The sequence below is a fragment of the Variovorax sp. LjRoot290 genome (assembly GCF_964253985.1).
In the GTDB taxonomy this organism is placed as follows: Bacteria; Pseudomonadota; Gammaproteobacteria; order Burkholderiales; family Burkholderiaceae_C; genus Variovorax.
In genome coordinates this window covers 54,714-70,316 of record NZ_CAXURW020000003.1, presented here as the reverse complement: position 1 = coordinate 70,316, position 15,603 = coordinate 54,714, and the positions used below count along the sequence as shown (strand labels likewise).

Below are 15,603 nucleotides of genomic sequence, written 5' to 3'. Positions count from 1 at the left end.
TTCTTGTGCTCACTGAATGCGGGCGCGGTGGCCTGAGGCTATGGCAGCCATCAGCTCGGTGCGCAGCTTGGCCACGTATGTGTCGACGTCCTGCTCGGTTTCCAGGTAGGTCTTGGCATTCAGGTCAGCCGTACGCACCACGCGAATGGGCTTGGCGGCCGGGGGGGCAGGCTGCGGCGGCGGGGTTGGTGTGCCTCCTGGGGTGGCCGGGTGCGGCGGCTTGAGGGAGGCCTTGGCTTCGGCGGCTGCAGCCACTGCGGCGGCGATCATGTCCATCGCCTCGTCCAGCAACTCACCGGCCCGCTGCTGCAGGAACATGATGCGAGGGATGCTCACCAGGGCCGCGAGTTGCGCTTTCAGCTCTTGCAATGGCCGCAGGACAGCGTTGCGCACAATGGGCTCGGCCTGCCCTGCGTCCAGGGCCTGAGTGGCTTCCAGGATCTTGGCATCAACGGACAGCAGCGCCTTCTCGCGTCGCGCGCTGGCCAGTGACTCGTTGACCTTCTCTACCGCCTGCAGTAAGGCCTCGATGCGGTTGACCTGCGCATAAGGCGTGAGGTTGGCGCGGATGGCCTCCAGTTCGGCCAGGGGCTGCGCAGATGCAGCATCTTTGACCAGGGCCTCACGGTTGTCGGCAAAGCTGGCCAGGCCGTCGAGCATGCGCGCCCACACCGGCGCCTGCGTCTCGTAAAAGCTGAGCACGTCGTGGGTGTCGTCAGCGAGGTCCAGCCAGTCGTCACGCGCCGACAGCATGGAATTCAAGAACTCGAAGGGGTCACGAATGGCCAATTGCCGGTCAATCGCCTGCAAGGCCTTGGCGATCTCCGTGGCGCCCGGGTAGTGCTTCTGCTCGGCTTTGGGCTTGGCGCGCTCCAGCTTGTTTTTGCGCTGGCTCAGGTTCTCGCGATAGGCGGTCACCAAGCCATCTTCGTCATCCGGGGGCTGCAGCGAGAAGATTTCGCGGTGCAGATCGCGTGCTTTGGTGCGGGTGCCAGCGTCGGCGGTCTTGCGCTTTAGGATGGACACCTGCTTGAATCGGACGGCCTTAGTCAGCGGCTCGGCGGCAGACTTGGGGTCGAGGTCAGACCCCGCCATCACCATCTTGATTTCGCCGGCCATGAACAGGCGGGCGATCAGCAGCACGGTTTCCAACTCAGGTCGCCAGCCCCACGGAGCGCCAGAAAAACGGTTGACCACATCCGACAAGAGCACGCGGCCGCCACTGGCGGCCACTGTGAGGTACTGGCGCATCTCGCCAATGGCCAAGGCGTTGCCGTCCTCACCATCGAGCGCCATCCTTTGCTGGCCGTTCGTATCGGCGGACAGCACGGCGCGGATCTCGGCAGCCGGGTCAGCCTGGCGCACCTTGATGTAGCCGAGCTTGGAGTACGTGTTGGATACGAGGTAGTTCAGGACCTCGTCCAGGATCACTGTTGGGCCCTGGGGTTTGAGCGCAAGCTTCTGGCCCAGGGCGTAGAAGTCACCCTGGCTCAGTAGCTCAGAAAGTTGCGCCAGGATGCGGGTCTTGCGCTCGCGGTTTTCGTCCTTTCGGTCCAGCAGGATCTTCTTGAGCGAGCGGGTGGCTGCATCGTTCTTGGGACTGGCGATGTATTTCTCGATCTGCACGTAGGTGCGAAGTTCAACGTCTACCCTGGTGTCGTTGGCCATACGCAGGATGGCGCGTCCTGCGCCTTCGATGCTTCGGCCAATGCACCTAGCTTCCGTCAACAGCTCGTAGTCGGCGCCCACAGGCGACATCACCTCCAACGTGAGTTGCTGGTTGGCCTGGCGCCAGGGTGCGCCATCGAGCAGGCGGTTGAATTCGTAGTCGGTCTTGGTGTCGCGGTGGCGAATCTTGGAATTGCCCCCCAGCACTTCGTCGAAGACCATCTCGGACACCAGACGCGAGACTTCGGCTGACGAAATCTCAACCGACTTGATCTCCTGCGAGACGTCGCGCTCTTCATTGGTGAGGAAGAACCACAAGTCGCCATTGCGGCTGACCAGGTTCTGCCGTTCCAGACGGGCCAAACTCTCCTGGATCTGGCGCTTCAGGCCCAGCTTGTCGGCGTCCAACCGGTCCAGGCACAGCGTGGCAAGATTGTCCACGGTGGCCTTCACGGCATCCGCATAGCGGATGAGGAACAGCGCGCGCAGCAGCTTGATGTCCCAGGGCTCCAGGGCCGGGTTTTCGTTGGCCTGGTCAATCGCCCGCTTGACGGACGAATCGAGAAAGCTCTCGATAGACGGATAGAAGTCGTAAAGGGGGACAAAGGCGTCGATGTTCTTGTCGCCATTACCAACTGCCGCCGTCTGGAAGGCGTCAAGCATAGAACGCTCACCGCGAGCCAGATGTCGGCCCGTGGCGCCCACCTTGCGAATGGACTCAAAGACCTTCTGCAGCAGCTGGAACTGGTAGGGAGCAAAGGGGTAGTGCGCCGCGAAGTCGTCAGCATCCTTGAAACGCCGGAACGCGACGGCATGGTCGGCGAAGGAGAGCTGGTTGTTGATGATGTCGCCCTTGGTCTTCCACACAGCGATCAGCGCTTCTCTGGCGGCAGGCGTTTTCTCTAGCAGGCGCTGCGAGATCACTTCATCGGTGTTTGAACTGGACAGAGACAAGCGGGTGTGGAAGCGCCCGGTGATCTTGGAGAAGTCGTTGGTGCGTGCCTGGTTGGCTTCGCCCAGCGTGGCGTCGATGTCTTCCTGGCTGGTGACGATGACCCAAGCGCGGCCCTTGCAGCGCACCCCGAGTTCCTCGGTGATGGTCTGCAGGTTCAGCATCAGCTGCGCGTTCTTTCCGATGAACTGGCCCACCTCGTCGACGAGGAAAATGACGCGGTGGCCCGGCCCCCTGGCGTCCAGGTAGGCGCGCACCAGTTCGGCGAAGCCTTCGATGTTGATGCGGTAGGCATCCCGAGCATCGTCGAACCACTTCCCGGCGGATTCGGCCGACATCTTCAAAGCAGCGCTCAGGCCCGCGATCACGTCATCGCGCAAGAAGTCCACGGCGTCGCGCTCGGCGTCCCAATCGTTGCCGTTGGAAGCTTTGAAGGCTTCCTTGAAGACATCAAAGCTACCCTTGGAAATGAGGTGACGCTCCATGTGCGCGACGTGTGGAGCGTCACCCGACAGACCCTGCATCTCGTTGAACACGCGCAGGAAGACCTGCAGGATAGCGTCGCGATCGCTCTTGGCATCAGCCTTGGAGTCGATGTTGAAGAGGATCACGTCGGTCTTGCCCGCCACAGCACGGTGGACATCGCCCAGCAGCATCGGATCCTTGATCTTCGACTCGAAGAACTGCGCTGCACGCCGATGGCCACCGGTAAGCGGGTTGGTCGCCTCCATGTTTGAGAGCAAGTACGACAGGATCTTGATGAAGTGCGACTTGCCTGAGCCGAAGAAGCCCGACACCCACACGCCCATGCGCGCGGCGATGGCGGGGTCGTTCGGGTGGTCGACCGTGGCTAGATAGGCGTCGAAGAAGCGCCGCAGGTACTCAGTCACCTGCTTGGTGGTGACGTACTCGTCCAGCTCCTGCCAGACGCTCTCGTCGTCGCGTTGGTCGGCCTTGATGACGCCATTGATGGGGCGGTCGATCTGCTTGACGAACAATTCTTTGATTTTCATGTGGCTCCCTCGATCACGAGACTAGGCTGAAGGCTCGGTAGTAGTTGTCGTCCGTGAGCTTGCTGAACAGGCGCAGGGACTGTCCGTCGTAGCGGCCTGGGTACAGCATCAACAGCGGCGTGTCCCGCATGTGGGGATGCAGCGCGGACAACAGCGTGTGGGTGCGCAGCATCGGGTACACCGCCCCGACCCCTTTGACGATCAGCAAATCAAGGTCCTTTGCGCCAGCCAGTTCTACGATTCGCGCTGCCAGGCGGTCTTCCTTCAGCACTGATCGCAATGACTTCAGCACTGCTTCGTCGCCCTGCTTCATCTGCATATCCAGGGCCTTGGTTAGCAGGCCCCGCTCCTCCAACAGGTCAATCACGCAGTCGAACAGATCAATCGTTGCGAAACGGAGGTCAGGCTTCAGCTTGCGCAGGCCGGGCTCGATCACCTCGGCGACCCATGAGCGCATCTGCAATTCATATTCCGGGGGATAGTCGAAGATCCAGAAACCGATCTCGCCGCCCGCACCGCGGTTGTCGAGAACGTCAGACGACGCTAGTCGCGGCAATATCTGGTTCAGTCGCTCTTCGAAGATCGTCTTCATGCTTGGGTTTCCATGCGGGCGAGCGTTGTGGTGTCGCCCAGGCTGTTCAGGTAGGTCCGTGCCTTTGGGTGCAGCATCGGCGGCGTCAGGCCCATGTGGCGCGTGGAGTCGAGGAACTTGGCTTCGACGAGCATGCGTACGATTACCTGGAAGAGCTTCTTCCGGGTGGTAGCAGCCCACAACCCCACCGTTGAGTCTCGGTGCTCGCACTCCACAAGGAATGCCTCCCACTGACGGTAGCTGAGCGTTCGCTCAAGACGCCGCAGGTCAGCGCCATACACGTCGCGCATGAAGTCGCTCAATAGCTGGCTATGTCGCGCTGCCGCGGCAAGCAGCACCTGACTGCACAGTTCTCCGTCGCCCTCGGCCACCAGTTGGAGGCCGTATTCGTCCAGTGTCTTCAGTCGATTGCGAATGAGCCGCGCCTGGCGGCGTGCGGTGGCTGGCTTTTTTTGCAGCAGGTTGTCGTTATTTAACGCTCCGTTCCACTGATTGGGGGTTGGGTGCGTTAGAAGTAGCCTGGCAATACGTCGGCTCTCGGGCAGCAGAAGGGATCCAGCTGAGATCTCTGCGTTATAGAGGCCCAAACCTGCCCCCTTCCTTTGCGCCTGGCGCGAAGACGGCGCTCTCGATGTCGTAGTCACGAGTGGCAGCCGCAGGCTCCACTTCTTGATCGGCAGCGCTAAGGATTTTGAGCATCTTGTTCCTGATCATAATGATGACGATTTCGTACTACCTGGACGATGCCTGACCAGCCGCACCTAAGGGCACCCTGCGAATCAGTGGAGCCATTCGACCGTGATGACGCGGTCGGTGTCACGGTCAACCACCAATGCAGCGTTCAGGTATTTGGACATCAAGGACACGGCTCGCTCACCAACCTCGCGCGCCAGCTCCCTGCGACCGCGTCGGTCGAACCGCACCTTGACGGCTCCGGACGATGGGTCTCGCCTTCCGTACGACAGGAGCCAGTCGACGACCAACGGCGGGATGCAGCGCTGCTGCTGGCGAACGGCGGCATGTCGGGTAAGGTCGTGGCGGCTCATTTCGTGGATCCCGCGTGGGTATCGGCGACGTCGCTGAGCAGACTGAGCAGCTCGGCACTCTCCTTGTGCCACTGCTCGTTCTCTTGCGTTCCAGGCACGTACATGTCCTCAAGATAGACCGTGAAGCCAGCCAGACCCCGACCCTTGGCGGTTTCCGAAATAGGGTACCCGAGCTGCAAGTCATGGAGGCGGCCTTCACTGTCTGGGTACGCGCAGCGAAGTGCGGCTCGAATCGCGAGGAAAGGGTCATCGCTCATGAAACTGCGTATGGCCACGAGACGCGGCCCAAGCAGCAGGGACTTGATCTCCCAACCCTCGTCGAAGATGGCGTTGGTGTGATCCTGAAACTTGAAGTCGAACTGTTTCTCGATGGCCGACGACTTGGCCACCAGGAAGTAGATCACCCGGTTCGCGAAGGCGTCACGCCAGACATTGACCTGATCGCACGCCTGCGACAGTGCGTCAGCCGTCTCGCTGGTGAGCGTGAAGCTGACCTGCTGGAAGTCCTTCAACTCGGCGAAGCACTGTTTGATGAACGCCCTTGCGCGGTCGCTGTTCTGCTTGCCGCCGAGCTCACCCACCAGCATCGCCGCTTCGTGGGCGAACACCACATCGAGGTACGCGTCCCGGTTCAGGCAGGCTGCAGCGGCAAGCTCGTTGAGCTTCTTGAGCAACGGGGTCCACAACTGTACCGTGATCTTTCGCTTTTCGGCTTTGGTCTTCATGGTCATCTCGCTTCGATGGACCAATTATCAGACACTCGCCGTACCGATTGCACTCCACACGCCGCACTTGTTTCAAGGCTTTTCCTTTATTTTTCGCACAATGCGCGGGTCGACCAATCTCGGCCAGTCCGCCAGCGATTGATGCGCCAGGCCAAGCCCCATGGAACAACACCAGCCGCGCGCTCGCGGCAATCGGCCAAATGAGCGACTCGCGGCATACTCATCAACCCCGCGCATCGATCACGCCTCAGGTCCCTCGGACCACCAACCCCCTATTGGAAGCAAGCCCATGAGCGAAATGAAGAACGCCGCATCGCGGCGCACAATCACGGTTCGCCCCAGCACCCCGGCCGAAATTGCCTCGCGGGATCAAGTGTTCGCCCTCAAGGCGCGCGCTCGCGTCTATCTCTTCGGAGCCATGACGGGCATGCCAACCTCCCGGCGCCCAGCCGAAAACACAGGCGACCCCCTCGAGACGATCTACTCTCAGGCCTGCTCGCTCATTGACGACATCCATGCGACCCGCGCAACGAGCTCTTACGAAGCTCGCAAGGCAACAATACTGGCGGTCGATCGGCGCTACTACAAACCGGGCACTGAAGACGATACCTGGGCGGCCGTGGACGCCGCCTTTGCGTAGCCAACCCCGAGCCTGCCTCGCTGCGTGGCGGCGACGGGGAGCGGGCATACGACGGAACATCACCAAAAGGAAACCTGTGAGGACTTGGGAATACCGTCTTGTCTTCGTCAACTTGTATGTCGAAGGCGACCCGCCGTTGGGGTTGCACAAGGTCTTCTACAACGACGACGGCTCGCTCCATAGCCATTTTCCCCTCGTCACGGTCGGTGGCGACGATCCAGCCACCATCTTGGCAGAAGTGCAGCGCATGGTTGAAGCGTGCAGCAAGCCGGTGATCGACGCCAACGATTTCCCCGAGCTGGAGCCGCTGCCGCACTCGCCGCCTGGGGGATTCACTTTCACGTTGGAAACGCGACGCCGTCCGAAACCGCCGCCCGAGCGGAAGACGCCGGAGTTGCGCGTGGTCCCGAGGGGCGACGGGGATATGTCGTCGAAGTGACCCTGCCCAAATCAGGCGCGCGGCGCAGCGACGAGTTTTAGGACGATTGCCACGCACGCTCCGACGTGATCTTCTCCTCGGAACGGGAGGTATCCCGCGCCGCCTGAGCCGTCGCTTCGCATTCGACCTGTATCCTCACCAACCATCTTAGAACGCTGGAAAAGGCGGGTAATGCAGGTAAGACAACTAAAGGTCACAAATTTCCGAGGCATTGCTTCCCTGGACTGGTCCCCCGCTCTTCCATTTTGCTGCCTGATCGGCCCGGGCGACTCGAGCAAGTCGACCATTCTCGACGCGATCGAGGCAGCTCTCTCATCTCGCTGGTTCGCGTTTACGGAAGCTGACTTCATCGGCGGCGACACGACGAAGCCGATCCAGATCGAAGTCACTGTTGGCGAGTTGTCCAACGCCCTGAAGTCAGACGAGCGCTTTGGTCTCCACATTCGCGGCTGGACCGCTCGGGGCGAGATCCGCGACGAACCGGACGACGGGGACGAGCCCGTGTTGACGGTCCGCCTCACTGTGGATGCCACCCTTGAGCCGGCGTGGGAGGTCTACTGCGAGCGGATCGAGGACACGCGCACCCTCTCAAATCGGGATCGGGCGCTCTTTGGGGTGGTGCGTCTTGCCGGAGAGGACGCCCGTCATCTGGCATGGGGCCAGGGTTCGGTGCTATCGCGCCTAACGGGCGACAACGAAGAAGCATCGGCCAGATTGGCTGTGGCCTACAAGTCTGCCCGCGATAGCGCAAAGCTTGGTGAGATCGAGGCGCTCATGACTGCTGCAAATGCGGCGCAGGGCTACGCCTTGGGTATGGGTGCGTATGTCGAAGGAGACTACACCCCAGGCTTGGAGCTGGGTCGCGGTGGGCTGTCCTCGGGATCGATCGCGTTGCACGATGCAGGCGTGCCTCTGCGCCTTGCTGGCCTGGGAACTAGGCGACTGGCAACTTTGGCGATTCAGAAGTCCGCCATCTCCGAAGGTGCAATCGTTCTCGTTGATGAGATTGAGCACGGCCTCGAGCCGCATCGCATCATGGGGGCAATCTCCCAGTTGAGGCGCGACCAGACTGCCGCATCCCAAGCACGACGCCCACTTGGCCAAATCATTCTGACGACCCATTCGGAAGTCGCCCTGGGCGAAGCCGGCGCTGGTGCGCTTTTCGTTTGTCGCACCTCTCGCCCTGCTCGAATGGTCGAAGTGGTGAAACCAGCTGCTCCCGACCCGATCCATGCGCTAATGCGATTCAACCCTCGCGCCCTCTTCGCCAGGCGTATCCTCGTCAGCGAAGGCATGACCGAAGTTGGGATGCTGAACGGCATTCGCGAGTTCTGGCCGCCCCGCCACAATGGCATGCCGTGTGAGCACAAGGGCGCCTCGGTCGCAGATGGCAATGGAGGGCAGACCGTGCCCATGGCTTTGGGCCTCGCTGGTTTGGGGTATACCGTGGCAGTTTTTCGAGACTCGGACGTCCCTTTGCCTCCGGAAAGCATCGCGTCACTCGCCGCCGCGGCGATTCCTATCTTCGAGTACGGGAACATGCTCGACGTCGAGCACGCCCTCTTCTCAGCTGCAAACGACGCACAGGTCCAACGCTTGCTTGACTATGCTCGCCAGGAGCGCGGCGAGGGAAGAGTCAACGACAACTTACTGCCCGCGCTGGACCTGAGCCGGGAAACCCTTGCTGTCACCTTTGATGCGTGGCAACTTTTCACTGCGCATGATGGCGCCGAACTGCGCAACCGTCTCGCCGGGGTATTTGTCGCCAGGAAGTGGTTCAAGGATCAACGCATCGGGCGTGGTCTTGGTCCCATTGCCTGGGACATCTCGGTCTCCAATCCGACGTCTCCTTTTGCCGTGACGCTAGCGGCTGCCGAAGCCTGGCTCTATGCCTGACGCGGCGGACCTTGCAAGCCTGGGCAACGGCGCCATCGTTGCACCCGCTGGCCACGGGAAAACGGAGCTGATTGCCAATGTGGCGGCCCTAGGTCGCCGCGCTCTCATATTGACTCACACGCACGCAGGCGTGCATGCGATTCGATCGAGGCTCAAGCGCCTGAAGGTGCCACACGCCGCCGTCGCCGTAGACACGATCGCCGGGTGGTCGATGCGCTATTCGCATGCGTTCCCACGAGTCGCTCAACCTTGCGAGGGCATGCCCCAAGGCCGGCAATGGGACGACCTGTACGCAGGAACGATTCACGCTCTTGGCGTGAGCGCGGTACGCAAGGTCGTGGAAGCTTCCTACGACCGCATCCTGATCGATGAGTACCAGGACTGTCACTTGCTCCAGCACGAGCTCGCCCAAACTCTTTCTGGGATCGTTCCGACGTTGATCTTCGGCGATCCGATGCAGGGCATCTTTGAGTTCGCAGGAGCGACCTTGAGCTGGGAAAACACGATCTACCCGCATTTTCCATTGATTGGCACCCTCGAAGTTCCCTTTCGTTGGCGTGACAAGAACCCGGAGTTGGGGGATTGGATTGCTGATGTTCGCGAGAGGCTGATGCGCGGTGACGCGATCGACCTATCCGCTGGACCGGCGCGTTTTCGCGAAGCCGACAACGAATTCGACATGGGGCCATTGTTCGAAGGGTTCGAAGGCCTGGAGGGCAGCTTCGCTGCGATTCATTGCAACAAGGGGCTCTGCTACCGCGTCGCTCGTGCGGCTGGAGGGGGATACCAAGCTATCGAAGAGATAGCGGCAAGGCGCCTGCAGGATTTCTGCATCGCCTGGGATGCAAGCGAATCGATTCAGGATCGGGCCGCCGCCATCAAGGGTCTGGTCAACGACTGCTTCAACATCAAGGAATTGCCACAAGGCGAGGAAGAGAGCCCCGCCGACACGGCGATCAACACTGAAGTCCGCGCTGCGGGAGCACATATCTTTGGCGAGCAAGGGGCCTCGGCGGGTGCAACTGTACTTGCCCTCATTCGAAAGCGATCGCGATATCGGCTGTACCGAAACGAGCTATGGCGCGACGTGGAGCGAGCCATGGGCGATGTAGCCTCAGGCCGAAGCATGTCAATGACCGAAGCAGCCAACCGGGTGCGCCATCGCATCAGCATGGCGGGCCGCAGGTTGCCGCGCCGAACGGTCTCGACGCCGCTGCTGCTGAAAGGTCTTGAGTTCGATCACGTGGTGGTGCCCAACGCTAGCCATTTCGCGGGCGAGCGGCAAGCCCAGGCCAAACTATTCTATGTTGCAATATCTAGGGCGACCCGTTCGTTGACGATCACCTCCCAGGAAAGCCGGATGCTCCTTCCCCGTCCAGACCTATAGACACGGGCGGCACACGCCACCTCGATTGCGGGCAGCGCAGCGGGTTCAGCCCTTCAACTCTTATGAGTCGCGGTAGAGAACCATGGAGGGACGTCGCTTCTGCTTCTTGCGGCCATGTTTCTTCGTGGGTGCTGGGAGCGAAGCCTCCGTCCCGGCTTCAGGCCGAACATCCGACAGTTTTGCGGCAAGCTACCGATCGAATGACGCTTTCGGACAGCGACGGCCAGGTCACCCCTGCCCTATCATGTACACGTGGAAATGAGCAGCTTCCCTGAAGAAAGCTTCACGCTCAAAGTTCGCGTCGAAGCGGAAATCTACGCTCGCTTTGAGAAGTTCTGCCACGGACGTTCGCTGGAGGTACCCCACGTTGTACGCATGATGCTCGAGGATTTCGTTCGGGACGGCACGATGGTACGGGTCCTGGACACAGTCGACAGCGACGGCGGATACATGCCGTACGGCTTGATCAAGGACATGGTGCTAGGCATGGAATGGCAACCGCGCAAGAGGGGCCGGCCACCGAAGGTGCCAGCCTAATACGGCTATGAGGAGAAAAATCTAGCTCGCGGTACTGCGACAACGCGGGTAGTCGGAACAACCCCAGAACGAGTTGCCCGCGTTCGCACCGCGCCTCGCGATTCGACGGACCATTGCAGACGAGCAATTTGGGCATATCGGAGCAGCCTCTGTTGGGCCGGCGGCGTGCACAACGGCGGTGCTCAGTTCAGCCGAAAGCTGCGGAGCCTGGCCTTGCGCGGGCCGCGCATCAGTTTCACCGACCGAAGCAGCTCTCGCCTCCTTGATCATCTGAAAGAGCGCTTCGCCCTCGATGAGCTCGATGTGGAATCCCTTCGCGAACACCCTCGCCTCAGCGGTGAACCGTCCTGATGTGACCACGATACCACCGTCGGCCTTCTCCGCGGTCATCACGCCGAAGTGCTCTCGAATGACTCCGACGCCGACCTTGTAGGAGCGCCACTGTTTGCATTGCACCAGGAACTTCTTGCCGCTCTTGCGCAGCACCAGGTCAATGCCGCCGTCGGCCCCGCGGCCACCCGACTCCTCAATTCGGTATCCCTTGAGACGGAACGCCTCGCCCACCAGCATCTCGAACTCGCGCCAGGTCATCGCCTCGAGAACATCAGCGCCGGTGCCGGCCGCCACCTGGTCGGCCAGGCCCTTCCGTTGCCATCGCCGCAGAGCCGAAAGCGCCGCGCCGGCCAGGCAGAGGCCCGGGACCAAGTACTGGCCAGCGGTGGCCAGCCCCTTCATCACGGCCGCGCTGGCCATCGCTCGCGGATCCGCGCCAATTGGCGAGACCGCGTACCTGTGCAGGAGCCAGTAGGAAACGACAGCCAGCACGACGCCAACCCACCATGGCAGCATCGCGAGCACATCGACGACGTTCTCGGCGCCGCCTGACCTCTTTCGTCCCACATGAGTCCTTTCGCGCGCCGTGGCGGCGCGGCTTGCATCATCGCAGTGACGCGCATTGCGAGGTGTCGTCTACCCGACGGTGGCGTGACATTTGCCACTCAGCGCGCCCCTTTTAGGCCTCTTCCCGCTTACCGTCACGTTCGATCCGCCTAAGGCGCCCGACGACCTCCCCGACCTTGAGGGTCGGAAGCTCGATCGTGGGCACGTCGGCAGCCGACAGTGGACGGACCACCCGGAAGGTCCAGACGAGCGCCTCGGTGTTGCCTTCCGCTGGGGAGCCGTAGGCGCGGCCCTCGTCGTCGACCAGGATCACCATTTCCTGGATCTCGAGCGTCGTGTCGTCGTCGAGATCCACGTAAGGCTTGAGCAGCGCTTCCGGGCTCGCATCGAGCAGCTTGCTTACGACCCGTTGGCCGTTGCAAAAGCTGGTGTCGGCGGCCTCCAGCGCCCGAAACAGAGTGGTCTTAAAACTCATGGAAGCATTGTCTCTCGCCACCCAATTGGGCCTTTTAATCGCGACGTCTATGCGATAGGCGTTGCGACCGATCTCACCTACCATGCAATCCTCTTCCTCAATGAGCGGGCGGGCATGAGGCGTAGATTCCCGAATCTGTTTCGGTCTGGCGACGATCCGCTCGTTCACGAGGGCGGGCCCATGGTGTTCGGAGTCTTGGGCTTTGCCGCCCTCGCCTACTTCAGCATCACCTTTCAGTTCACCGCGATTGGCGTCCTCTGTATCCCGATACTCATCGCTCAAATGGCCTGGACGAACCTGCTCTACAGTCGCGTTCGAGCCTTCTCGTCAGGCTGGCCGCGGCTCCGTACCCTTCTCGCGGCCGATACAGTTTGACGGGCGTTCTCTTTTCTCTGTACGGCTTACTCCAGGGTCGGCCGTGATTCCTGAAAAATTTGCAGGATCGTACTTAACTCTTTGAGTTTAAAGAGATTTTCATTTCCACCGTCACCTTTCCATACCCTGCGTCCAGCTCCACGCAGATTCGACGTGGCAGTGGCGTAGGTCGGCCGTTTGGTGGATTTCGCTCAGCATCTCGTGCATCGTCTTGTCGAGATCCTCGTCGACCTCAAACCTCAAACAGCGTATCTATGTTTTCCCACTGCATGAGTACCCGTCCTGCTGCAGCACAAAAAAAGTCCGGGGCACGGTTGTTGGAGAAAAGAACCACGCCGTATGGCCCGAAGAGCAACGAGACAGACCGCCAACCTTGACGTTGCAACTCTGCGGTGTCCGGGATAGGAGAGTTGGCCTCGAGAAAGGCGTCGGGCAAGTCGACATACACCAACGCGTCGAGGTCCTTGCAGTTGGCACCGTACTTTGCCGCCTTGTCAGCGAGAGCCGTAGCGACCTCGGGTACAAGATCCTTCAAGCTCGTCGGGACCGATGGCGAATACGGTTCGACGAGGTCTGCGGGGGACTGTGCCTCGGCGTATCGCGTTTCGCGGTTCTTCCAGTCGTCGCCCCGCTTACGATCTCGGAGTAAGTCCCGTACCTGAAACCGGGCGTCACGAAACTCGACGTCTACGGGTTCGACAGTCGGGGCGTGAAGTTCGCTATCAATGAACGAAACGCCGATCGCACGGAGGAACGCGCGACAAACCGTGCGTTCCCGCTCTGGCTTCATCTTATTGCCAAGGAACGTCCTCGTATCCGCAACATGAACCCTCCGCTTTTCCAGGTACTCGCGATCAGTCATGGTGAGATCGATCCTACGCGCAACACGCTCGACTTGAAATGCATTCAGCCAGTCTGACGGCATGAACGCCACTATCGAAGAGGCGCTGTGGTTGATCCGAAGCGTGTCCTCCACCGAAAGCTCGGTGCGCTCCAGATGGTAACCGCCAGGTCCTTAAGTCGGTTTACTGTTCCATTGCTCCCCGGACCCCGGGTACGCCAGCTGGCTCGACTACGCAGTCGAAGGGTTCAGCACCCGGCAAGTCTGGCTCGAAAGCATCTGGGAAACCTGGGTCGACGACACCGCAGTCGAACTGGACCGGGAAGAAATCCGCGAGTCTGCGCGCCTAGAGCTACGCGCCCTGCACAAGGCTGCGGGATTTCCTCGTTCTTGATTTACTTCTTGCTGGGTAGGTACGTCACTTTGTCGCCATCGATCTGAACGATGCCGCCCTTCGTCAGATACGCAACGGCTTGCGCGAGTGTTGCTGCGGACGCACCGTTCCCCAACATGGCCTCAAGGTGGCGAAGAAACGAGGCCTTCTTCTGAGGCCGCTCTGCCCCCATTTTCCTGAACGCTTTGGCGATCCGTTGCAGCTTTGGCGACGCGCTGCCGTCCTTCGGCGGAACTGGCTTCCTTGATGGCGCAACGATCGAGGCTGCCGCGGGCTTCTCGGGCTTCTTCTTGGGCGTTGCTGCCTTCTTTGGGGCGGACTTCTTTGCCGGCACCGCCGCCTTCTTCACAGCCGCCTTTTTGGTCGCTACAGCCTTCTTGGGCGCGGACTTTTTCGTGGCGTCATAGCCTTCGCGGCGAACCTCAAAACCAAGCGACACCGCGTGCTCGATCATTGGCTCGTAGCCTTTGTCGTTGGCGATCACGACAAGCCGAGCGTCGGGGTGCTTGGCCGCAACATATCCGAGATAGAACGACAAATGAAAGTCGAGCGCGTTGTTGCCCGTTCGAGTGATAGGCACCAGCGTGGCCCGATCACCGATCATCGTCTTGAAGGTCTGACTTAGCTTCTGCTGATGGGGACCATGGAAGATCCAGGCATCCGCGAAACCGGGTGCTAGCTCATCCAGAAGTGCTGCCGGTGGCTGCACATTTTCGAGGTCAACCAGCACGTGGACCTGGCTCGCCATCGCGCTGCCGCCGGTCATTCGTCGTAGGTGATTTCTTTGCCGTCAATCATGCCGTGGGACGACAGCGAGATGCTGAAGCGCTTGAACAGGCCAAAGAAGACGTCAGGAGGCATCTCGAGCTTGACGCGACGCACTGGCAAAGGCTTGCCGGTGTCGACCGCGGCCTTGACGCTGTCGTGGTCGCCGGGCTTGGCCAAAAGCGCGGTGACTTGGAAGGCCTTGTCGCTGGGTTGCTTCGTGACCTCACCAGACCAAGCTTCGATTCCCACAAGAACCTCGCCGTCTTTGATCAACCCCAATTGCGTGAGGTGCACTCGAAAATCTACTCGATCGTGGCCGTCGGCCTGCGCCGTGCCTTTGAAATCGCCGTACTGAACACTCGCATGGAAGATTTCTGTTGTCATCTCCGCTCCTCATTTGTTTGTTGGAGCCGCTAGCATAAGTCGGAAGGGCTTGGCGAGCTCAAGCAATCGCGCCGGCGTCGGCGCCGGGTCATGGAGTTGCTTGACCACCGTCTCGATAATCGCGATGTCCAGCTTCCAGGAGGCGTCCGGGTGTTCGACCACCCTGATCGCAGCCAGCGGGGCCGGGTGATCACGCATGCGCACTACTTCGCCCTGGCGGATGGACCGCTGCCCGAGGTACGCAGCAGTGATGACGCAAGCGAAGCCAGGTGGGTGCCCGTGTCGGAACTCGCCGGCATGGAGACGCAGTTCCACGACGATCACTTTCACATTCTTGACGCCTTCCTCAATCGAAAGTAGCCAAGAAAGCGAACTTCTCGCTACCGGCCCTCACAGGTGCCCTCACCCTGCCCGATGCGGCTTGTCCAGCCCGAACCGACCACCACCTAGCGCGACTCGCACTTGCATTGCTAGACTGTTCACGCGCGATCGAGCACGAGCTAAAGGTTCGGCTCGGTTGTGCCGATATCCGAATTGAGCTGGCCGCACAGGCGAAACATCAACTTCCTCC

At 60.8% G+C, this 15,603-nt stretch carries 15 protein-coding genes and 1 pseudogene; 6 read left to right on the top strand and 10 right to left on the bottom strand.

Annotated features, from left to right (window positions below):
* Positions 1-9: 9 nt before the first annotated feature.
* From brxC to ACSQ9A_RS37685, 5 genes are all read right to left on the bottom strand, one after another.
* Positions 10-3,633 carry a BREX system P-loop protein BrxC gene (gene brxC / locus ACSQ9A_RS37705; RefSeq protein WP_436307863.1) on the bottom strand — a complete coding sequence of 1,208 codons (3,624 nt, stop codon included), beginning with the start codon at positions 3,631-3,633 and terminating at the stop codon, positions 10-12.
* Positions 3,634-3,646: 13 nt separating this feature from the next.
* Complete coding sequence (locus ACSQ9A_RS37700) at positions 3,647-4,225, bottom strand: DUF1788 domain-containing protein (RefSeq protein ID WP_436307862.1); 579 nt, start codon at positions 4,223-4,225, stop codon at positions 3,647-3,649.
* A complete protein-coding gene (locus ACSQ9A_RS37695) occupies positions 4,222-4,812 on the bottom strand; it encodes a DUF1819 family protein (RefSeq protein ID WP_436307861.1) in 591 nt (196 codons plus the stop codon). Before ACSQ9A_RS37695 ends, ACSQ9A_RS37700 begins: the two co-directional genes overlap by 4 nt.
* A gap of 192 nt (positions 4,813-5,004) precedes the next feature.
* Complete coding sequence (locus ACSQ9A_RS37690; protein ID WP_436307860.1) at positions 5,005-5,271, bottom strand: hypothetical protein; 267 nt, start codon at positions 5,269-5,271, stop codon at positions 5,005-5,007.
* Positions 5,268-5,996, bottom strand: a complete 729-nt coding sequence (locus ACSQ9A_RS37685) for a hypothetical protein (protein ID WP_436307859.1) — start codon at positions 5,994-5,996, stop codon at positions 5,268-5,270. The genes ACSQ9A_RS37690 and ACSQ9A_RS37685 overlap by 4 nt, the downstream gene beginning before the upstream one ends.
* A gap of 289 nt (positions 5,997-6,285) precedes the next feature.
* Between ACSQ9A_RS37685 and ACSQ9A_RS37680 the strand changes: the two genes are divergently transcribed.
* The 5 genes from ACSQ9A_RS37680 (at position 6,286) to ACSQ9A_RS37660 (ending at position 10,895) form a co-directional block, all read left to right on the top strand.
* A complete protein-coding gene (locus ACSQ9A_RS37680; protein ID WP_436307858.1) occupies positions 6,286-6,636 on the top strand; it encodes a hypothetical protein in 351 nt (116 codons plus the stop codon).
* 76 nt (positions 6,637-6,712) lie between these two features.
* A complete protein-coding gene (locus ACSQ9A_RS37675) occupies positions 6,713-7,075 on the top strand; it encodes a hypothetical protein (RefSeq protein ID WP_436307857.1) in 363 nt (120 codons plus the stop codon).
* 171 nt (positions 7,076-7,246) lie between these two features.
* Positions 7,247-8,971 carry an ATP-dependent nuclease gene (locus ACSQ9A_RS37670; RefSeq protein ID WP_436307856.1) on the top strand — a complete coding sequence of 575 codons (1,725 nt, stop codon included), beginning with the start codon at positions 7,247-7,249 and terminating at the stop codon, positions 8,969-8,971.
* Positions 8,964-10,358: a UvrD-helicase domain-containing protein gene (locus tag ACSQ9A_RS37665; protein ID WP_436307855.1), complete on the top strand. Its 1,395-nt coding sequence runs from the start codon at positions 8,964-8,966 to the stop codon at positions 10,356-10,358. The genes ACSQ9A_RS37670 and ACSQ9A_RS37665 overlap by 8 nt, the downstream gene beginning before the upstream one ends.
* Positions 10,359-10,616: 258 nt before the next feature.
* Positions 10,617-10,895 carry a hypothetical protein gene (locus ACSQ9A_RS37660; protein ID WP_436307854.1) on the top strand — a complete coding sequence of 93 codons (279 nt, stop codon included), beginning with the start codon at positions 10,617-10,619 and terminating at the stop codon, positions 10,893-10,895.
* Positions 10,896-10,916: 21 nt separating this feature from the next.
* Here the strand turns inward: ACSQ9A_RS37660 and ACSQ9A_RS37655 are convergent, their stop codons facing one another.
* From ACSQ9A_RS37655 to ACSQ9A_RS37635, 5 genes are all read right to left on the bottom strand, one after another.
* On the bottom strand, positions 10,917-11,795 hold the full coding sequence (locus ACSQ9A_RS37655; RefSeq protein ID WP_436307853.1) for a restriction endonuclease: 879 nt from the start codon (positions 11,793-11,795) through the stop codon (positions 10,917-10,919).
* A 112-nt stretch (positions 11,796-11,907) separates the two neighbouring features.
* The gene (locus ACSQ9A_RS37650) at positions 11,908-12,270 is read right to left on the bottom strand and encodes a hypothetical protein (protein ID WP_436307852.1); all 363 of its coding nucleotides are present in this window, start codon (positions 12,268-12,270) and stop codon (positions 11,908-11,910) included.
* 607 nt (positions 12,271-12,877) lie between these two features.
* Complete coding sequence (locus tag ACSQ9A_RS37645; RefSeq protein WP_436307851.1) at positions 12,878-13,621, bottom strand: DUF1780 domain-containing protein; 744 nt, start codon at positions 13,619-13,621, stop codon at positions 12,878-12,880.
* 260 nt (positions 13,622-13,881) lie between these two features.
* Positions 13,882-14,646 carry a PIN domain-containing protein gene (locus ACSQ9A_RS37640; RefSeq protein ID WP_436307850.1) on the bottom strand — a complete coding sequence of 255 codons (765 nt, stop codon included), beginning with the start codon at positions 14,644-14,646 and terminating at the stop codon, positions 13,882-13,884.
* Positions 14,643-15,032, bottom strand: a complete 390-nt coding sequence (locus tag ACSQ9A_RS37635) for a hypothetical protein (RefSeq protein ID WP_436307849.1) — start codon at positions 15,030-15,032, stop codon at positions 14,643-14,645. The genes ACSQ9A_RS37640 and ACSQ9A_RS37635 overlap by 4 nt, the downstream gene beginning before the upstream one ends.
* A 144-nt stretch (positions 15,033-15,176) precedes the next feature.
* Here ACSQ9A_RS37635 and ACSQ9A_RS37630 point away from each other — a divergent pair.
* A pseudogene (locus ACSQ9A_RS37630) lies at positions 15,177-15,392 on the top strand (cytidyltransferase); the annotation flags it as partial.
* Between the last annotated feature and the right edge of the window lie 211 nt (positions 15,393-15,603).